The following is a 20,700-nucleotide window of genomic DNA, read 5'->3' as shown; positions in this document are numbered from 1 at the left end:
TCAAATGCCTCGGAATGTAAAGGTAAATTCCAGTTTCTGGTCAACCGGAATCAGGTATTCCGGATGGGTCTGTGCACCCCAGCTGTCGTCTCCTCCGACACCCATCTGCTGTTTTGCCACGCGCACAACGGTGTAATGTACCTGCGGCAGTTCATACGGATGCATCGCATTTTCCAGCTCGTGCGGTGTGTACGGCAGTGCGGAAAATTCCATCTTGTCGCCGCTGAACATCATACCACGGCCCTTGCGGTTCGTCACGGTTGCCCAGCGTACACCAACCTTGTTGCCGCACTCCTGCGGAACGAGATATTTCGCCATATTGTCTTCGACTTTATTCTTATAAACGCCAAGCTTTGCTCCGGCGCAGCGGTCCACATACGTCTCCTCCGGTCCCATGCCGTACCAGGTAACGTGGTCGTAATCGGCATCCAGCTTGAACATCACGCCGAATTCCGGCATATCGCCGAGCTCTTTCACCGGATCATACGTCAGCGTCGTCTGAATGCTTCCATCGCCGAAGACACGGTAGGTCAGACGGCACTCACTCGCCGGTGTGGTCGGCATTACATAGCGGTAGCTGACTTCTGCGCAGTCCTCGTGTACTTCGATTTCCGGCGCATACAGTCCCGGATAATGGCTGCCGTTCGGATATTTGTGGGACAGATACATCGAAGCAATCTTCCACTGGCTGTAACGCATCGGCATCAGGCTTCCGCAGTCATTGTCGATCGGCGCACGCCAGAAGTTCGGTTTCGGAATCATTTTGATCATCTCAACGCCGCCGTAACGGTACGATACGAGTCCGCCGTTCAGATCGGAGAACATCACATCGAAATTCTCGCCGCGCACACCAAAATCATGGTTGGAACGGATCACTTCAAATTTCGCCGGTTTTTCTGCTTTCGCTGGTGCTTCCACTTCATAAACACCCTGTCCGAATGCAACTTCATGGCCGCGCTTGCCCCATACGTTATCTTCTTTCAGGCGGAAGGAAACGGTCACCGCATACTCGCCCGGAAGTGTCTGTACGGCAATCGGAAGCTCCACTGTTTTTTCGGAAAGCGGTTCCACGGAAACTTCCATCGGCACTTCTTTCAGTTTCTTTCCTTCTTTTTCGAGAATTACCACGCAGTCAAACGCATCAGTATTCACAAACAGGTTCTTATTTTTTACAACTGCTTTGTCTTTCTGTACATCCACAGCAATGTTCTGATAGCAGAATTTTACTTCCTGCATCTTCGGGGAAGCATCGCGCTCGCCGCCGTATACAATACCATTTCCGCTGAAATTGTAATCACATGGATGATCGTCAAAATCGCCGCCGTACGCCTGAAATTCTTTTCCGTAGCGGTCTTTTTTGTAGATTGACTGGTCGATATAATCCCAGATAAAGCCGCCCTGGAACAGCGGTTCTTCCTCGGCAAGATCCATATATTTCTTCATGGCGCCGCAGGAATTTCCCATCGCATGCGCATACTCACAGCAGACATACGGTTTTCTTCTGTCTTTCGACAAGAATTCACGGATTTCATTGACCGTCGTGTACATCCGGCTTTCCATATCGCTGGTGTCGTTGTATCTGCGGTCGTCATTAACTCCTTCATAATGAACAAGACGGGTCGGGTCCATCTTCCGGTACAGCTGGGACATTTCAAAAATAACTTTTCCGCCAAACGATTCATTTCCGCAGGACCAGATCAGAATCGCCGGATGGTTTTTGTCTCTCTGATACATCGAATTCACACGGTCGAGCATGCAGTCCATCCACTCCGGGCGGTCGCATGGTACAACACCGGAGAAATCTCCGTTTCGTACCGCATCCGTATCTCTCGTTCCATGGGACTCCATGTTGCACTCTGCAATCATGTAAATACCGTATTCATCGCACAGATCATAAATGCCGACCGCATCCGGGTAATGGCAGGTACGGATTGCATTGATGTTGTTCTGTTTCATCGTTGTCAGGTCTTTGATCAGCTCTTCTCTCGAAACAACACGGCCGGATACGGAGCTGAACTCGTGGCGGTTGACGCCTTTAAAGACAATGCGTTTTCCATTCAGCATCATGATGTGGTCTTTCATCTCAAAGCGGCGGAATCCGACTCTCTGCGGAATCAGTTCCTGCACCGTTCCATCCTCTGCGGTGACTTCCAGCAGAAGATCATACAGCACCGGTGTCTCTGCGGACCACAGTTCCGGGTGATCGACTTTCAGAACAAACTGTGTTTCCCCATCCAGCACACCTTCGGTGCTCTGCAGTGCCGTTCCGTCTTTTGACAGGGTAATTTTCACTTTTCCTTTTCCGATCGTTTTCGTATCAATGACCAGATCTGCCTTCGTAAACGTATCATCCAGCAGCGTCTGTACTTTCAGATCCGAAACGTGAACCTCCGGAATCGTGTACAGATACACATCACGGTAAATACCGGAGAAACGGAAGAAATCCTGATCCTCGCACCAGCTTCCGCTCGTCCATTTGAAAACCTGCGCAGCCAGTTTATTTTCGCCCTCTTTCAGATACGGGGTCAGTTCAAACTCGGACGGAGTAAACGTATCCTCGCTGTAGCCAAGGAACGTTCCGTTCAGCCATACGGCAATACCGCTCTCTGCTCCCTGGAAGGAAACAAAAAGCCGTTTTCCTTTCATCTGATCCGGCACTTCAAAATATTTCACATAGGAAGCCGTCGGATTGAACCGCTCCGGAATCTCGCCCGGCTGGATTTCTTCTCTTCCTTCCCACGGATACTGCACATTGGCATACTGCGGTGCGTCGTATCCCTCCATCTGGATATGCGCCGGCACGCGGATATCATCCCATTTTGTGCAGTCATACTCCGGTGTCTCAAATCCCGGAATCGTGCTCTCGTAGTTCTTTGCATAGTGGAATTTCCACAGTCCATTCAGACTGTGACGGAAGTTTTCCACATGCTGCTCCATTTCTTCCACCGATCCATAATACCTGTGATCGGAATGCGCCGGTACCCGGTTCTCTCCATAATACGTCGGGTCCTTCACTTTTTCATACTGAAATACACCCATTTTTATTTTCCTCCTTCTGGAATTTTATTTTCTTTGATCTTTTGAAAAAAGGTGGATATTCATCCAAATATCCACCTTTTCTGTTCGATTCTTTTTCTTATTTTACAGCACCTGTGATACCTTCTGTGAAGCTCTTCTGGAAGCAGAAGAAAATGATTGCTGTCGGGATCGTACAGATGAATACGCCGAGCATCAGCACGCCATAATCTACAGTGTAGCCGCCGAGCAGGTTCGCTACCAGCATCGGCATGGTAATGGAATCATTGTTCTGTAAGATAACCTTTGGCCACAGATAGTTGTTCCATGCATTCATGAAGGTGATGATCGTTGCTGCCGCATAGGTCGATTTCATGGTCGGCATATACATGCGGAAGAAAATTCCTGTCTCGCTTAAACCATCCAGTCTTGCCGCTTCGATGATATCGTGCGGGAAAGAACGGGAAGCCTGACGGAACATCATAATCATAAACGGAGTGGAAATCGAAGGAAGCATAAATGCTGCCATCGTGTTGACCATTTTTAACTGTGAAAACATACGGAACATCGGGATCATGATTGCTGCGAACGGGATCATCATCGCAGTCAGAAGCACGGTAAATACCGCATCTTTCGCTTTGTCATGATAAATTTCAAATCCATAACCTGCGATTGAGCAGACCAGAAGACAAAGGACCGTCAGTACCGTTGCATTCCGGAACGAGTTCCACAGTGCAAGACGCAGGTTCTGCTGCGCAATCAGTGACTTGAAGTTTTCCATCAGATAAGTACCCGGAATCAGTTTTCCGGCAATAACATCAATACTTCTGTTCGTAGACGCGCAGAACATATAGTACAGCGGAAATACAGAAAGGAGGGATGCTACCGTTAAAACCAGATACATGAAGAATTTCTTTGTTTTTCCCATTATCGCTCGTCACCTACTTTCATCTGAATCAGTGCCAGAATGGCAACCATAATCAGGATCAGGATCGACATTGCTGCCGCATAGCCGAAGTTTGGACTCTGTACAAAGGACATGTTGTAAATGTAATGAGACATGGTCATGGTCGATTTTCCAGGACCTCCGTTTGTCAGGTTCAGGGACTCATCGAACAGCTGCAGCGTACCATTGGTAGAGGTAATCGTGGTCAGCAGGATCATCGGCTTTAACAGCGGAACGGTGATCTTGAAGAAGGTCTGCAGCGGGCTTGCGCCGTCAATTTTTGCTGCTTCGTAGATTGAGTATTCAATGTTCTGCATACCGGAGAGGTAGAATACCATATTGTATCCCGTCCATCTCCAGACCAATGCGATGATGATAACGGCACGGGCTGTCCAGGCATTGGAGAACCACATGATCGGATGCATGCCAAGTCCGCGCAGAACGGTGTTGATAAATCCATCGTTTGCAAACAGGGAACGGAAAATCATTGCGTAAGATACCAGCGATGTTGCGCACGGCAGGAAAATGCAGGTACGGAACAGTCCCTTGAAACGCAGATCTTTGTTGTTCAGCATCGATGCAAACATCAGACCAAGGATCAGCATGATCGGCACCTGAATAATCAGGTAGAGGAAGGTGTTACTTAAAGTCTGTTTAAAAGTCGGGTCTTTTAAAATACGCGCATAGTTTGCAAATCCGTTGAATTTCAGGTTAATGCCCATACCGGTCTGCAAAGACAGGATAAATGCCTGAATCATCGGATAAAAGCTCATCCATGCGATCAGAATCGTTGCCGGAAGCAGAAAAACCCATCCGGTAAAATTCTGTTTTCTTTCCAAGTTCATTCCTTTTTTCTTCTGGCTGCTCATGGAATCTTCCTTTCTTTTTTCGCTGCGAGGTACGCTTGAAAAAATCTTTTTGCAGACAACATTGCATGTTCTCCTGCAGAAATCATTTTTCAAGCCCACCCCGGGGCAGATACAGAACGGGCCTGCTTCTGTCTGTCTAGAAGCAGACCCGTTTCTTATCCTCCTACTTTTTTACAATATGAGAAATCTTAGTTACCCATGTTGAACTCTACGGTTTCCTGTGCAGTCTGGAGTTCGCTGTCCATATCTGCTCCTGTCTGGATGATATTGGAAAGTGCGGTTCCGACAGCATCGCGTGCATCGTAGTAGAATGCTCCAGTGATGTTGGATGGAGTCTTGGTTGCGAAATCAACGATTTTTGCATAAACCGGGTCATCACTGAAGAATGCAACTGGCTGTGCATATGCTTCGGACTCTCCTGCCGGTGCCCAGGTTGCCAGAGCGCCTTTTGCGATGATGTCATCGTAAAGAGCTGTGCTGCCTGCGAAGGTAGATTTCATAAAGTCAATGGCAAGATCGGTTTTCTTGCAGTTGGAAGAAATTGCCCAGGAAGAACCACCGTTGTTGGAGTAGTTGGTTGCTCCGTCGATGCCGTCCAGTTTTGGCATATTGGTGAGCGCCCATTTACCGGACTGATCGTCGTTTGCTGTGATGGAAGCCATGATCCAGCATCCGTTGATAACGCCTGCTGTGGTTCCGTTGTTGATGGATGCAATGTACTGATCCCAGTCGGTAACTTCTACCAGAGTACCGTCTTTTACCATCTGGCTGTAGATCTCAAGGATTGGTTTTAATGCTTTGTTGTCTACGATATTTACGGATCCATCCTCATTAAACAGAGACTCGCCGCAGGACTGCAGCATTTCCATAACAAGGTCCGGAGATCCGGCCTGAGATGTCAGGATTGGCTGACCTGTTTTCTCTTTGACAACTTTTGCTTTTTCCATAAAGTCATTCCAGGTAATGTCTGTGAAATCATCTACGGTAAAGCCTGCCTCTTCCAGCATATCGGTACGCAGGCACTCGATCACGGCGCCATTGTCAAACGGAATTCCGTAGTTCTTTCCATCCAGTGTAGAGTAAGCAACTTTTGCGGATGAGAATTCACCAAAGTCGATACCGGAATCGGTCAGATCTGTGAAAATGTCCGGGTAGTTGGTTGCATATTTCTGGAAGGAGTTGTCCTGCATCAGGAAGATATCCGGCAGAGTACTTAAGTCTCCTGCAGAAACTGCTGTGGTCAGGCGGGTTTCAATGTCATCGGACTGTACTTCGCTGACTTCTACTTTAAAGCCTTCGTGATCCTGTGCGTAAATCTCAGCTGCTTTCTGGATCGCATAAACGTTGAAGTTCGGGTCCCAGGTCCATACGGTTAAGGTGTTGTCATCATCTGAACCACCTTCTACTACGTCGCTGCTCTCTGATTTTGCAGTGGTGTCATCTGCTGCTGATGCATCGTTTCCGCCGTTGCTGGAGCTTGTTGTAGTTCCTCCGCTGGATCCGCATGCAGCCAGTCCAAGTACCATTGCTGATGCCATTACGATTGATACAATTTTTCTTCTCATATTGCACATCCTCCTTAAGATGTTATTTTACAACCTGACTTTTTCACATATATCGCTTAAAAGTCTTTTGGTTGTTTTGTACATTTTTTAGGTTTTTATCCCCTCAACATGTACAAATTATAACAACATTCTTTCGTCTGTTGTGCGCATATTCGACTCTATCCTATGCATTTTCAACTATCTATAGATATTTTCACTTTGTTTCACCATCCTTCCTGTGTTTTTATGTCAAATTTCAACAAATTCTGCTCGTAATGTTCCGGTGCCCTCCGCCATTGCTGGGGCGAAACGCCGAGAATCTTTCGAAAATTACGATTAAAAGTGGATATTGTTGTGAATCCGCAGTGCAGTGCAATGTCACTTACGGAGGCATTTGTCTTTCTCAGCTCTTTGCACGCTGCCCGGATCCGAACCCAGTTGATATATTCCACCGGCGGCATCCGCATGGATTCCTGAAAAATACGGCGCAGATGTGTCTCACTGATGTGGCACACATCCGCAAGTTCTTCAATCCGGATGCTCTCGTGGAAATTTTCCCCGATATAATTGAGCGCAGGAAGAATCAGGGCAATGCTGGCATCATCCAGAATGGCATTCTTTTCCTGCGTCTCATCTTTTTCATTCCATCTCGCAATCTGCATCAGAAGCGCCCGCGTCAGCCCCTTTACTTCTTCCAGATAAAATTCCTCTTTTTCATCCATGCATTTAATAATCAGTTTGATCAGCTCCGCCACCTCAGGTCTGTCCTCATTTTTCGAGTAATGAGCCCTCTGGTTGATGCGGGAAATCAGCTTCTGTGCCATACGCGAATTATCCTTATACAGTTTTGTGATAAAGCCTTCCACATCAATAAACAGCCATGCCCAGGAGCACAGACTGTTTTCCTTTGAGTTTGTCGTATGTGGAAAGTTCTTTGGTACTACCGTAAATGCCCCCCCGTCGTACGGAATTTCTTTATCTTCCAGGACAATTGTCCCCTCACCGTAATAGCAGACGCCGATCTCCATCATATTATGAAAATGCAGGTAATCAATCTGATAACCGTAGTTCTGTACCCATTTTTCGCCCAGAAGCGCCAGCACCGGACATTTCTCCGGCGCTTCGTAGTAGCGGTATTCCATCCTGGGCTTTTTCTTTCTGCTCATGGCCGTCCGCTCCGGTTACTCTGCTTTTTTCTGAATCATCGCCAGAAAGACCAGCGGCTCTTCCCCAAGGCAGGAAATCGCATGTCCGCTGCTGTCCTCGCAGAACGTCGTCATGCCAGCCTGTACCGGATAGGTCTTGTCATTATCCTGATACATTCCCCCGCCGGATAAGATGTGGTACGTTTCTGTCTCTCCGTGATGCTCATGATACGGAAGCTCGTCGCCCGGTAAAATTGTTACTTTCGCAAATAATGTCACCTTTCCGGAAAGACGCTCGCCCTCCAGTAATTTTTCTGTTGTGTGTCTGTCTGCCATTTTTTGTTCTCACTTTCTTTTTTCTGCTGTTTATTTTACTCCAGATTGCTTAAATATTCTACCACGAAAGCAAAAAATACCTGAACACTTCCGTTCAGGCATTCCATTTCTATTTCACAATTTTTCCTCTGTCAATCTCCACTGTCGTGTCGCACAGGGCTGCAATGTCTTCCCGGTTGTGGCTGGCAAGAAGAATGGTTTTTCCTTCGTCTTTCAGTTTCAAAAACAGCTGCCGCATCTCCTGCACGCCCTGGTTGTCGAGGCCGTTCATGGGCTCGTCCAGGATCAGAAGGGACGGATCTTCCATGATTGCCTGTGCGATGCCGAGGCGCTGGCGCATACCGAGGGAATATTTGCCGACGTGCTTTTTCGCTTCCGGGTCCAGGCCGACTTTTCGGATGGCTTCGTCGATCTCTTTCTTTCCGATTTTCCCGCGGATGCCGGCAAGAAACTGCAGATTCTGCCTTGCGCTGTATCCCGGAAGGAAGCCCGGTGTTTCGATGATAGCGCCAATGCTCTCTGGCGCTTCGATTTCTTTTCCGATCTGTTTTCCATTCACCAAAACCGCACCGCCGTCCACCCGCAGAAATCCGCAGATGCATTTGAACAGAACCGTCTTGCCGCTTCCGTTTCTTCCGATGATTCCGTGAATCTTCCCCTTCTCAAAATTCAGACTGATCCCATCCAGCGCCGCATAGCTGCCGAATTTTTTCGTTACGTTTTCTATTCTGATCTTCTCTTCCATCGCCCTAGATTTCCTCCACAAAATTCAGATCCTTCTTCCGTATTCCGAGATACGAAAGGATCGTACATGCGCCGATGACAGCCGCAAAGACACTGTAAACATATGCTATCGACGGCCCGTTTCCATACCCCTGCCACTTGTAGCTTGCAATATTCATCCAAAGCGGCGGCGCGCAGTAATAGCCGATTGTGATGTTGGAAAATTTGCTGAGCAGAAGCGCGGTGAGTGCGATGCCGCAGTTGATGACGATTCCAAATCCCCTGTGTACCAGAAAATTTCCGGCATAACTCACAACGCCTGTCATAACCGACAGGCACCAGATTGCAAGCATTGTGAGCCCCATTGCCTCCTGCGGCGAAAATCGCGAAATGATCAGATAATCCAACGGTTCCTGGTCAAAGGTATATGCCGCATTCGTCTGAGCCAGCGTACTGATCACCTTCCCCCATCCGGTTTCCCACCCTACATTCGGAAACACAAGCAGTACCGGAATCATACTTAAGCATATGGTGTAAAAAAAGGAAACAACCACAATGTATAGCATGTTTCCCCAAAACCAGCTTTTCCGCCCGACTCGCAGAATCTGCCACCCGCTGTTCGGTTCCAGAAACGGAGCATCACAGAAAAGCAGCAGAGCCCCAAGAACGATGATAATCTGGTCTCCATTATATCTGGTCATAAACGGCAGCATCCAAAAAGTCACATCAACTCCGGTCTGCTCGCAGAAGCCTCGAATACCCGCCGTCATTACATGAAAAAGGATCGCAATCCACAACAGCGCAACATAAAATCGTGGTGTTGTGAATGTTTTCCGCAAACGTATCTGACATACCCGAAGGCTCATCCGTATTCTATCCATTCTGCGCCCTCCTCTTTACCACTCGCACGAAAATTACACCTTCCATTCCTGTCAGAATAAGGAAATAACCAGCTATCACAAAAAAATCCTTAAAATTCCGGATACTTCCCCCATGGAGCTGGTACCATCTCATCTGGCCCGGCAGCTGCAGCGCTTCTGCTACAAGCTGGCTTGCATAATAAAAAAGAGCCGGTGTGCTGACCAGCACGAACAGATTTTTTATTTTTCCCGATATCATAAGCGCAAAAACTGCCATAAATGCATACTTGACAGCCTCAACTCCAAATCTTGCGGCAAGGTAAAACGGCAGGACGAGTCCATTTCCATAGTTTAAACCGCCTGTTAATGTTTCAAGCTCTTCTTTTTTTATCCACGGTATTTTTAATGCCAAAATGCCATAAACAACTGCCATTCCCAGAAAAATACTGATCACAGAGCCGAAAAAGGCCACTACCAGATGCGACCAGCAATACGCTGTTCTCCCTATGCGTGTCTCAATGCATCTAAGATAGCCATTTCTGCTGTCTTCCCAATAGCTCAGCGCAAACGGCAGCACAGCCAGCACAGAAAACACTTCAAAAAATGCACCCACACCATGGCTGCTGACAACCAGGTAATATACCGATACATTCCACCGGCTCTGCATTGCTTCCTGACTGATGTTCAACACAGTAACCAGCATCGCACCTGCAATGGCAAAATAAAATTTTCCTGATAAAAGCATTCTTGTAAAATCCATTTTTATCATTCGAAAAAAATTCATGAAAGATCACCTTCTTTCTGTTTTGATTTTCGAGATAGTTTTACTGGTTGATACATTCCATCCCTCGAAACTTCTCTGCGTCTCTATAAAAGATGTGACCCCGCTTAGCCCGGAGCCACATCTTTCACAAAAATAATTTATTCTTTGAGTAAATCATAAAGCTCAGACAAACTCACCCCGCAATTTCCCGTCCATCCAGTGCATTGATGTAAACATACTGTTCGATCTCATCTTCTATAAATCGAAACTGCCACGCAGGAATCATATCACACATCCAATGCCCTGTTTCATTTCTTCCCGTTGTCATCGGGTAATAAATCAGTTTCATCTGATCCAGCGTAATCGGCTCGGCAATTGCCAAATCATACTTATTTCTCAGCGTTTCCAAAATAATATCTTTTTCCGCAAGAGATACCGGTTCCTTTTCCCGAATAGCATAGTGATTAACTGCTTGAAGATATTGAATTCCGCCCTCCGTTATAACAGCCTGTATTTTAGATGACGGAATATAAAGATCATCCTGCCGGTTAATTTCATTGCATAATACAGGAACCCCATTCAGATATCCCTGAAAAAACAACAGGAAGCAATCATCTGCTTTTGACCACTCATATTTCTGAATCTTCTGAGGCTTTAGCAATTCTCCATTCTCGATTGCCTGTTCCATTAATTCCTGCTGTTTTTCCATCTGTTTATACGAAAAACTGTATTTACTGGTCAATTCAACTTTTTCCCAGTCTCCAATCCATCTAACAAACTCTTTTCCTTCCTCTATCAGCTTTTCTTCGTCTTCCAATGAAATTTCCTGCTCATTGTCTCTGACTAAAATCCCTTCACCATAGGCTGATGTAATATATTCAACAGGTAAATTATAATAAACTTTTTTTCCTTCTTCCGTTTCTACTCCTAATATATTGCTGACAGACACCGTTCCATTTTGATTTTTTAATTGTTCGCCAAGTATTCCCTCATACGAATAACAAACATCCGGCTCTCCTGTGTCTCCTTTTCTTGTTTCCAATCCACTTTCCGGGATTTTCCCAAGTATTTTATTGAACACACTTTCTCCTTGAAATCCATCCACTTCTATCACACATTTTTCAAACTCGTTCCATTTTTTGTCAGGCATGTCAACAACCGCATCAATTTTTGCCTGACTGCCAAGCTGAAAACTAATATGCTCACCATCGCTTAATTCCTGATCATTTTCATGTGTCACATTTGTTTCCGTTTCATCATTGCTGATAGAAATATTCCGTTCTTCTCCATTTTCCTGTTTTTTTACCTGCTGCAAATTTTCTGACTCATTCCCCATATTCTGACAACCCGAAAGAAGCAGCAATATCGTCAGAACTCCCAACACTTTCTTTCCCATATATCCCCTCTTTTCAAAATTTCGTTCTTTCTCTTCTGTACTCGAAGCATAACGAAAATTTTCTCCATCGTCAACGGATCTGGGATATCATGCTCTATCTGGGATAATCGGTACAGATGGCAAAAAATAAGACTTTGTCCTTTGAAATCCGCATTCTTTTTGCTTCCTTCATACAAACAAAGTCTTTTTTATTGCGTTCTATGAGGTAGGTATCAAAAGGTCTTTTGACACTGATATCATTTTATCGGAAACACTGCCTCTGCGCAAAACAAATCTCCTGTCTCATAATACTTTAACGCGCCACCTACCTTTTGCATCGTCCGTTTTACACTTTTGTGCCCAATCCCGTGGCTGCTTGTATCTTTCTTCGTCGTATTCAAACTTGAATTTTCATTTAAAACAGATCTCTCTATTTTGTTTTGAATCTCCAACCGAAGATATCCCATTTTTTCCTCTACAAAAATTATAATTTCTTTCTTCTCTGTAACTTTCCGCTCTGCTTCAATCGCATTATCCATGAGATTTCCAAACACAGTGCAAAACTCCAAATCATCAATTCCTTCCATTTTGCTCAGAATCGTACATTTCACATCTACTTTTTCACTTCTCGCAAGAGTAATTTTTGTATTAATCATAGAATCCACATAACTGTTTCCGGTCTGAATCAGTGTCTGCACATCTTCAATTTTCTGATTAATTTTTTCCCATACCTTTACCATTTCCGACTGCGGCATGGTCTCCATTGCCTCTTGCAGAGGTAAAAGATAATTTTTCAAATCATGTTTAAATTCTCGTAATTCTTCATTACTTCTCTTAATAATTTCCATACTTTCCTTTGAATATTTCTCTTTTTCTTTCATCAGTTCATATTCTAGCTTTGTTTGATTATCCTTGCTCATTTGCTGTACTATAAAGTACATAATCAGGCACATCAGCCAGATACAGCATACGCACAGCAAAATCCATTTCTGTTCCTGCATCTGCACACTTGGCAGATCTCTTACTACCAAAATCATAGTATCTCCCGCAATAATTGAGAAAACAAGGTTGCATCCCATGACAATCCATTGCCAGCTTATCAGATTCTCTCGTTCAAACAAAAGACTATTTAGTAATTTACCAACAAAAAAATAAGAAATTTTTGATAATAGCACGAGCGCAATTCTTACTGTATCCTGATCTTGAATAAACGATGCAACACTTTCTTGAAGGATAAAACTGCCGCCGAAAAGGATCGCTGTGTTTACCATCATCAATACTGCTCTCGCAACTACCGCTGCAGTAACCTTTCTCAGAACACTTCCCTGTGTACCCACCATCAAATAGACAAAAAGCCAAATCAATGTGATCCACATTTCCCACCTGTCATATAACGCAGGATACTTTTCCAACGCAGGAAAGATTAGCCCAAATAGCACTGCAATTCCCCACAAAACTTTACCTTTTTTCCCTCTGGGTTTCTGCTGCATAAAATCCATGCAGAATTCCAACAAAAGTATGTTTTCCCAAACAGAAATTGCAAGTTCAAAGACCTTCCAAAATGCTGCACTCATTCCATCACCACTCCCATAATTTTCATTCGAACCTGATTCAGATAATTTCTGCTGACAGGAATGCTTTTCCCGTTCAATAACAGAAGTTCTTTTTCGCGCAACCGATATACATAGTTCATGTTAACCAAATATCCTTTATGTGTCCTTACAAATTTATGCGCTTCTAGTTTTTTCTCCACTTCTGACATTTTCATTCTTACACGAATCGCCTCATCCCTCGTATCTTTTTCCCGATAAAAAAGCAGATAGTTCTTCTCGCTCTCCACAAACCAGATATCACGCAATGCAAGTTTTACACTCTGACGCCCTGTCTGCAGTTCTATTTGGGGAACTTTCTTTCCTGCCTTTTTCTGCAGTTCCAGCAACTGCGGCTCCAGTTCCTCATCCAGATGTGCCTTGCGGATAAAAAAGAATGGATGATACACCAATGACTGAAACACCAGATCATCCTTATTCGATACAAACACAATGCAACATTCCCTGTTCCACTTTTTCAGATACGATGCAGCCTCAAATCCATTCACTTCCGGCATATCAATATCAATAAAAAAAACAGAAATCTCATCAAGATTTTTGATTCCTTCCAGCATCTCCTTCGCAGATACGTAGCACTCCATTTCCACTGCAATCTTATGTTTCTGACATAAACCTCGAATTCTGATTTCCAGTTTATCTAAAAATGCTTTATCATCATCGCATAAAATTAAATTCATTATTTTCCCCCATACTCTTCTTATCGAAGATTCTACTTCTCAACAGCATACCAAATTTTTTCTTTTACCTCAAGCAATCTGGGATAACCCGCAGTATTTGGGATAAGCCGCAACGTAAAACAGCACCCGAATCATTTTGACTGATGCAGGTGCTGAAATGTATGGATTCTTTTTTCTGTGTTACGCCACGACATCCTCGAACTGCGAATTGTAAAGGTTTGCATAGAACCCATTCTTCGCGAGCAGCTCTTCATGGTTGCCCTGCTCGATGATATCTCCGTCCTTCATGACAAGAATCAGATCCGCATCGCGAATCGTAGACAGCCGATGGGCAATGACAAAGCTTGTTCTGCCCTTCATCAGGTTATCCATTGCTTTCTGGATCTCGATCTCTGTTCTGGTGTCAACGGATGAGGTCGCCTCATCGAGAATCAGGATCTTATTGTCTGCAAGAATTGCTCTTGCGATCGTCAGAAGCTGTTTCTGTCCCTGGGATACATTACTTGCATCCTCATTCAGCTCCATCTGGTAGCCGCCCGGCAGGGTCTGAATGAAATGGTGTGCCCGCGCAGCCTTCGCCGCTGCAATAACTTCCTCATCCGTGGCATCTGGCCGGCCGTAGCGGATATTTTCCATGATACTGCCTTTGAACAGCCACGTATCCTGCAGCACCATACCAAAAGCATCGCGAAGCTCTCTGCGGTTGAAATCCCTGATATTGTGGTCATCCAGAAGAATTGCTCCGCTGTTTACATCATAATAACGCATCAGCAGCTTAACCATCGTCGTTTTTCCTGCTCCGGTCGGGCCGACAATGGCAATTTTCTGACCCGGTTTTACCTGCGCGCAGAAATCATGAATGATGATCTGATCCGGATTGTATCCGAACTGTACATGATCAAAGGTTACCGCTCCTGTTACCGTCCCAATATCAGCCGGATTTTCCGTGGTCTGATCCTCTTCCTCTTCGTTCAGGAATTCAAAGACACGCTCGGATGCCGCCGACATCGACTGTACCATGTTGATCACCTGCGCAATCTGCTGGATTGGCTGGGTAAAGTTTTTTACATACTGGATGAATGCCTGGATGTCACCGATTGTAACCACGTTTCGAATTGCCAGCAGGCCTCCGGTCAGCGCCACACAGGCGTAGCCCAAATTCCCGACAAACATCATAATTGGCTGCATCATACCGGATAAGAACTGCGATTTCCATGCGGAATCATAGAGAATGCTGTTGGTTTTCTCGAACTCTGCAATGGTATCCTTTTCACGGTTAAATGCCTTAATTACAAGATGGCCGCCGTAAACCTCCTCAACCTGTCCATTAATATGACCCAGATATTCCTGCTGGTCACGGAAGAATTTCTGGGATTTCTTCGTCACCAGTCCGATCAGCCCCATGGAAATCGGCAGGATCACAAGTGCGATCAGCGTCATCAGCGGAGAGATACTCAGCATCATGATCAGAACGCCGACCAGCGTTGCCACAGACGTGATAATTGTAGTAATACTCTGGTTCAGTCCCTGACCCAGTGTGTCGACATCGTTGGTAATACGTGAGAGCACTTCGCCATAGGTACGGCTCTCAAAATATTTCATCGGCATGCGGTTGATTTTCTCCGAAATTTCCTTTCGAAGCCGATAACATACCTTCTGGGTAACACCGGTCATGATCCAGCCCTGGATGAAACTGAACAGGGCGCTCATCAGATACAGGCCAAGGGTAAACAGCAGAATTTTTCCGATTTTCGTAAAGTCAATGCTGCCTGTCCCTCTGATTTTTTCCATCAGTCCCTCGGACAATGCCGTTGTTGCTTTTCCGAGGATTTTTGGTCCCGCAACGTTGAACACGGTCGAACATGCGGCACAGAGCATAACGACAAAAATCGCAATTTTATATTTTCCGATGTACTGTGCAAGCTGTTTGATCGATTTTTTCAGATTTTTCGGCTTCTCGCCCGGCTGCATACCGCGGCCCATGCCTCCCATCGGTCCTCTTTTGCGCGGCTGCTGATTTCTCTTGTCACTCATGGTCAGCCACCTCACTTTCTATTCCAAGCTCCTTTGCCGAAAGCTGGGATTTTGCAATCTCCTGATAAACCTTACAGTTCTTCAGCAGTTCCTCATGCGTACCTTTTCCGACTACCTTTCCGTCATCGAGCACCAGAATCTGCTCCGCATGGAGAATCGTGCTGATCCGCTGTGCCACGATGATCACGGTGCTGTCTTTGACATTCTCCGCCAGTGCTTTTCGAAGCGCCGCATCTGTTTTCAGGTCAAGTGCAGAAAAGCTGTCATCGAAAATAAAGATTTTCGGATCCTTTGCAATCGCACGCGCAATCGCCAGACGCTGCTTCTGTCCGCCGGACACATTCGTTCCGCCCTGGGAAATCGCGGTCTCATATTTATCATCTTTTGCTTCAATAAACTCTGTTGCCTGTGCAATCGCGGCTGCTTTTTCGATCTCGGCATCGGTTGCATTTTCTTTTCCGAAGCGCAGGTTCGATGCGATCGTTCCCGAGAACAGCACGCCTTTCTGCGGCACAAAGCCAATCTCGTCGCGCAGATCCTTCATGGTAATGTTTCGGATATCTTTCCCATCCAGGGTAATCTGTCCGCCCGTCACATCGTAAAGACGCGGAATCAGGTTTACCAGCGTTGATTTTCCGCAGCCGGTACTTCCGATAATTGCCGTTGTCTTTCCCGGCTCCGCCACGAAATCAATATCATGCAATACATCCTCTTCCGCTCCCGGATACCGGAAATTGACATGGCAAAAGCGAACAACACCATTGTGTACGTCTAATTTTTCCGGCGTTTTAGCATCCTGAATCGAAAGCTCTGTCCGGATAACCTCATCGATACGACCTGCGGCAACCGCAGCACGCGGCAGCATGATAGACATCATCGTCAGCATCAGGAAGGACATAACAATCATCATGGCATAGGTAATGAACGCTGTCATTGCGCCGACCTGCATCGTACCCTCATTGATTCTGTGTGCACCAAACCAGACAATTCCTACGGTCAGTACATTCATAATCATCATCATACCGGGCATCATAAAGGTCATGACACGATTGGTAAACAGTGTCGTCCCGGTCAGCTCCCGGTTTGCCGTATCAAAGCGTTCTTCTTCTTTATCCTCTCTTCCGAATGCACGGATAACGGAAAGTCCGGTCAGGATCTCACGGGAGACCAGATTGATGTTATCTACCAGCTTCTGCATCTGTTTGAATTTCGGCATTGTAATAGATACAAGCAGCATGACATAGCTGATAATCACAATAATTGCCAGTACGATAATCCAGCCCATGCCGGCCCCTGTTTTTACCACCTTGACCACACCGCCAATACCAAGAATCGGCGCATACGCAATCATGCGCAGCAGCAGCACCGATACCATCTGGATCTGCTGGATGTCATTGGTACTTCGCGTAATCAGAGATGCGGTGGAGAATTGATCCATTTCCGCATTGGAAAACCCAACAACCTTTTTGAACACCTGATCTCTCAGATCACGACCGATTCCGGCAGCGACACGGGATGCAAACAGTCCGACAAAAACCGTTACCACACCCATCAGAAGTGCCATGCCGACCATCTTAAGACCCGCCGTCAGAAGATACGACTTCTGAATCCGGTCGATATCAAGTCCCGCCGCTTTATCTGCGGAAACCGCATAGGCAATTCCCATCGATTTTACCAGGGAGCTTCCCATCGTATCGAGCGTTTTTTCCATGCTATCGCGCATCGAAAGCACGTCATCCTTCTCCATCTGTCCACTCTCGAGCATAGACGCAAAAATCGGACGGACATCTACGCAGGTCACTTCCACCTTGTTTCCATCCTCATCTTCTTTTTCCTGCCGGAAGCTCTTCAGCTCCACATGCATCATCTCTCCGATCTGCTCTATCGTCATGTTTTCAAACACGGACGCATCCTGACCGGTCTGCTGTGCCACGAGCTGTTTGAAGGCAGTTTCCTCCATCGCACCCATCTGGTAATTCATAAGGAGTGCAACGGTCAGCGTTTCATCCGCTGTATCTAGTTCTTTTTCGGAAGCTTTGTTCCGTTCGTAATAGCCGTCCTTTTTCGTATAAAGGCTTTCCCACAAGTCTGCCTCATCATCCGTCATGATGAACTTTGCTGTCTGAAATTCTTCCTCTGTGATTCGTTTCGGTGTAACGTGCTCAACACCGCTGTTCTGAATGCCCACATCGATGATGTCGGATGTATACGACGGGAGCGACAGGTCGCACCACGCCTGGACAAACAGAAGCACAAGAATCACGAGAATCGATTTCCAGTACGGGATCATGTTCTTGAAAATCTTACTCATTTTTCCCCTTTCTGTCTTTTTTTGTGTACCAGCTTGCCGGCACACTAATTCTGTCGTTTTCGGGTGTCAATTTCTTTTTCTGCGATCTCATAGATACGATCCAGATAATCAACCAGCTGATCTATATCCTCTTCCTTTAACTGTGACATCACAGAGCAGCCAAAGTCCTGCATTCTGTCCCGTACCTCTTCCCCCTTTTTCCAGCCCTTCTCTGTCAGACTGATATACGTATTTCTGCGGTCTTTTTTGTCAACGCTCCGCTCTACATATCCTTTTTCTTCCAGTCCGCGCAGTGTGCGCGACACAGCCGGCGGAAGTGTTTTGGTCTTCGCCGCCAGCTCTGAGCTTGTAATTTTTCCGTTTTCTCCCATTTGCAAAATCGCACCCATAACGGAAAATTCGGAACTGCTGAGTCCCGGAACCAGGTCTGATACGTTCAGTTTTTTAAACTGGTGCACCGCACGAAACAGTTTTTCAAATGCATCCTTCATATTATCCCCCTCCTTTTTGTGCAAATACTTAACAGTGTTATTTATTTACGCGTGTTAAATAATAACACCGGCAAATTTCCATGTCAAGAAATTTGCCAGTGTTTATGTTTTTTTTAGAATTTACGCTACTCAAATAGAATTTGACAAACGCTGCCATTTTGTTTAGATTAGAAGCAAATACGAAAGGACACCTTCATTCCCATGCCAGGTTTTATCTTACATCTCACCGCAGCCCAAATGCTGTTAAAGCACCTCCCGTCCCACCCGGATTTTCCATATCCGATTTCATCGGTAAATGATTTCCTAATCGGAAATCTTCTGCCGGATGCGACGCAGCAGAAAGAATCCTCCCATTTCCGCGACCCGCTTTACCGCGAAAAAATGATGGTATTCCCGGATCTTACACGGTTTACAGCGAAATACCGTTCACTTCTGCCAGATTCGAGCGCACTGGGATATTATTTTCATCTTTATATTGACCGGAAATTTTTTAAGGATTTCATTCCGCAGATTGTGGAATTTTATAATGCGGATGGAGAAATTACAGATATGAGAGATGAGATTGCAACGGTTTATATCAAAAAATCGCGGACATCCATTCCTTTTTCCAGATATCTCACGGAGGAGTATTATTACGGGGACTATACACGAATGAATACATATCTTGTCAACCGCTATTGCATCCCGCTCGATCTCAATCCTAACGTCACGAACCCTGGAATCGCAGAAATTCCGTATGAGAACGTCCAACAGGTACTTGACCTCCTCCATCACTTCCTCTCCGTCCCGCCGGAAGCCGCGCAGGATCTGAAGGTCTTTCCGCTTGAAGAACTGCTTGCGGCACTGGAACAATATGTAGAAGAGTTTTTGGCTGTGCCGAATAAGTATATTTCATAATTCTCCATTCAAAAAGGAGCAGAACCCACACCAGATTCCGCTCCTTTTTCAGAATGTAATTTTTCCGTTTCCTCTTACACTACATCTTGAACGATCCCTTCTCTGTCATCCGTATCCATTTGTTTTTTTCTTCGATATTCCGTTGGTGTCCTCCCATAATATTTCTTAAATGTTTTGCAAAAATAATCCATATTTTCAAATCCCGTCTCGCCGGAAATTACAGTTATCTTTTTCTCCGTCGTGGCCAGAAGCTTTGCAGCCTCCTGCAGACGATACTTCACCAGATAATGCACCGGCGTATCGTGAAGATATCTTCGGAACAGATTCAATGCCGTACTTTTGCTCACCATAGCCTGCCCGGCGATATCCTCCAATGTAAGATTATGTCGGAAATTTTGATGAATATATTGCATCATCAGCTGTGTTCTTCCCTGTGAGGATGCCGTATTTTCTCTTTTTTTCTGCAGCACTTCCGAATCCATGTGCAAATAAAGCAAGTGCCACAATTCCTGCGTCAGAAATAAAGTAACCAGTTCCCGGTCTTTGTCTGATTCCTGCGCTTTGAGAATTTTCTGCATGAGCTCCAGTGCTTCTGCCTGCCATTTTATTTCCCTGCAAAAGACAATGCAGTCCACCTTACACGCCTGTATCGGTGCAATGTATTTTTTGTAAATCAGGCTGTCTGCCGGAGCGAGAAATGTCGGTTTCAGAACGAAATTTGGCACAATCGCATGGCCTTCAGAAAAATAGCGATGCAAAATCTTTGAGTTAATAAAAATGCCCGTTCCCTGTCCCAGTGAAAACTGCTTTTCGCCAACCCAGAAGGTTGCTGTTCCCTCCTGTACAAAAACAAACTCAAACTCCACATGCCAGTGCCATTCTACACAATGAAAATCAAACAACGCAAGATCGTCGTAATACAATTGAAACGGATATTCACTGTTTCCATGCTGTATCGTTTCCATCATGCTTTCATCCGTTTGGATCTTGTTATAAAATGTATTAAATTCCATCTTTCCCCGCCTCCGTTTTTCAGGCACGCCCCTCTCTATTTTACGATATTATACAATAAACAGACGATATATTCCAGTGAAAGCGACACTA

Annotated in this window: 17 protein-coding genes; 1 reads left to right on the top strand and 16 read right to left on the bottom strand. The window is 45.6% G+C overall.

Annotation, left to right across the window (positions count from 1 at the left end; translation table 11 throughout):
• From DXB83_RS04385 to DXB83_RS04315, 15 genes are all read right to left on the bottom strand, one after another.
• Entirely contained in the window at positions 1–3,039 is a 3,039-nt protein-coding gene (locus tag DXB83_RS04385; protein WP_118697303.1) for a glycoside hydrolase family 2 TIM barrel-domain containing protein, read from the bottom strand.
• Positions 3,040–3,136: 97 nt separating this feature from the next.
• Entirely contained in the window at positions 3,137–3,943 is an 807-nt protein-coding gene (locus tag DXB83_RS04380) for a carbohydrate ABC transporter permease (protein WP_226906346.1), read from the bottom strand.
• Complete coding sequence (locus tag DXB83_RS04375) at positions 3,943–4,806, bottom strand: carbohydrate ABC transporter permease (protein WP_226906345.1); 864 nt, start codon at positions 4,804–4,806, stop codon at positions 3,943–3,945. Before DXB83_RS04375 ends, DXB83_RS04380 begins: the two co-directional genes overlap by 1 nt.
• Positions 4,807–5,018: 212 nt before the next feature.
• Positions 5,019–6,395, bottom strand: a complete 1,377-nt coding sequence (locus DXB83_RS04370; protein WP_118697302.1) for an ABC transporter substrate-binding protein — start codon at positions 6,393–6,395, stop codon at positions 5,019–5,021.
• A gap of 203 nt (positions 6,396–6,598) precedes the next feature.
• Positions 6,599–7,540 (bottom strand): AraC family transcriptional regulator, encoded by a 942-nt coding sequence (locus tag DXB83_RS04365; protein WP_243001870.1) that lies wholly within the window; start codon positions 7,538–7,540, stop codon positions 6,599–6,601.
• Positions 7,541–7,555: 15 nt separating this feature from the next.
• On the bottom strand, positions 7,556–7,855 hold the full coding sequence (locus tag DXB83_RS04360; protein ID WP_118666672.1) for a cupin domain-containing protein: 300 nt from the start codon (positions 7,853–7,855) through the stop codon (positions 7,556–7,558).
• A 109-nt stretch (positions 7,856–7,964) separates the two neighbouring features.
• Positions 7,965–8,600 carry an ABC transporter ATP-binding protein gene (locus DXB83_RS04355; protein ID WP_118697301.1) on the bottom strand — a complete coding sequence of 212 codons (636 nt, stop codon included), beginning with the start codon at positions 8,598–8,600 and terminating at the stop codon, positions 7,965–7,967.
• A 4-nt stretch (positions 8,601–8,604) separates the two neighbouring features.
• On the bottom strand, positions 8,605–9,459 hold the full coding sequence (locus DXB83_RS04350) for a hypothetical protein (RefSeq protein WP_118697300.1): 855 nt from the start codon (positions 9,457–9,459) through the stop codon (positions 8,605–8,607).
• Positions 9,452–10,222, bottom strand: a complete 771-nt coding sequence (locus DXB83_RS04345) for a hypothetical protein (RefSeq protein WP_118697299.1) — start codon at positions 10,220–10,222, stop codon at positions 9,452–9,454. The genes DXB83_RS04350 and DXB83_RS04345 overlap by 8 nt, the downstream gene beginning before the upstream one ends.
• 172 nt (positions 10,223–10,394) lie before the next feature.
• Positions 10,395–11,597 carry a hypothetical protein gene (locus DXB83_RS04340; protein ID WP_118697298.1) on the bottom strand — a complete coding sequence of 401 codons (1,203 nt, stop codon included), beginning with the start codon at positions 11,595–11,597 and terminating at the stop codon, positions 10,395–10,397.
• Positions 11,598–11,833: 236 nt separating this feature from the next.
• Positions 11,834–13,150: an ATP-binding protein gene (locus tag DXB83_RS04335; protein ID WP_118697297.1), complete on the bottom strand. Its 1,317-nt coding sequence runs from the start codon at positions 13,148–13,150 to the stop codon at positions 11,834–11,836.
• A complete protein-coding gene (locus tag DXB83_RS04330) occupies positions 13,147–13,863 on the bottom strand; it encodes a LytR/AlgR family response regulator transcription factor (RefSeq protein WP_118697296.1) in 717 nt (238 codons plus the stop codon). Before DXB83_RS04330 ends, DXB83_RS04335 begins: the two co-directional genes overlap by 4 nt.
• A 180-nt stretch (positions 13,864–14,043) precedes the next feature.
• Positions 14,044–15,897, bottom strand: a complete 1,854-nt coding sequence (locus DXB83_RS04325; protein ID WP_118697295.1) for an ABC transporter ATP-binding protein — start codon at positions 15,895–15,897, stop codon at positions 14,044–14,046.
• Positions 15,890–18,208, bottom strand: coding sequence for an ABC transporter ATP-binding protein (locus DXB83_RS04320; protein ID WP_118697294.1), 2,319 nt, complete (start codon positions 18,206–18,208; stop codon positions 15,890–15,892). Before DXB83_RS04320 ends, DXB83_RS04325 begins: the two co-directional genes overlap by 8 nt.
• 44 nt (positions 18,209–18,252) lie before the next feature.
• Positions 18,253–18,699 carry a MarR family winged helix-turn-helix transcriptional regulator gene (locus DXB83_RS04315; RefSeq protein WP_118666670.1) on the bottom strand — a complete coding sequence of 149 codons (447 nt, stop codon included), beginning with the start codon at positions 18,697–18,699 and terminating at the stop codon, positions 18,253–18,255.
• 201 nt (positions 18,700–18,900) lie between these two features.
• On the opposite strand from DXB83_RS04315, the gene DXB83_RS04310 reads away from it, so the two are divergent.
• Positions 18,901–19,596: a hypothetical protein gene (locus DXB83_RS04310; RefSeq protein ID WP_118697293.1), complete on the top strand. Its 696-nt coding sequence runs from the start codon at positions 18,901–18,903 to the stop codon at positions 19,594–19,596.
• Between the two features lie 74 nt (positions 19,597–19,670).
• Here the strand turns inward: DXB83_RS04310 and DXB83_RS04305 are convergent, their stop codons facing one another.
• Entirely contained in the window at positions 19,671–20,609 is a 939-nt protein-coding gene (locus DXB83_RS04305; RefSeq protein WP_118697292.1) for an AraC family transcriptional regulator, read from the bottom strand.
• Positions 20,610–20,700: the final 91 nt, after the last annotated feature.

The organism is Blautia sp. OM06-15AC (assembly GCF_003481425.1).
Lineage (GTDB): Bacteria > Bacillota > Clostridia > Lachnospirales > Lachnospiraceae > Fusicatenibacter > Fusicatenibacter saccharivorans.
Note: the sequence above shows the minus strand (reverse complement) of the source record. Positions and strands in the feature narration are given on the sequence as shown.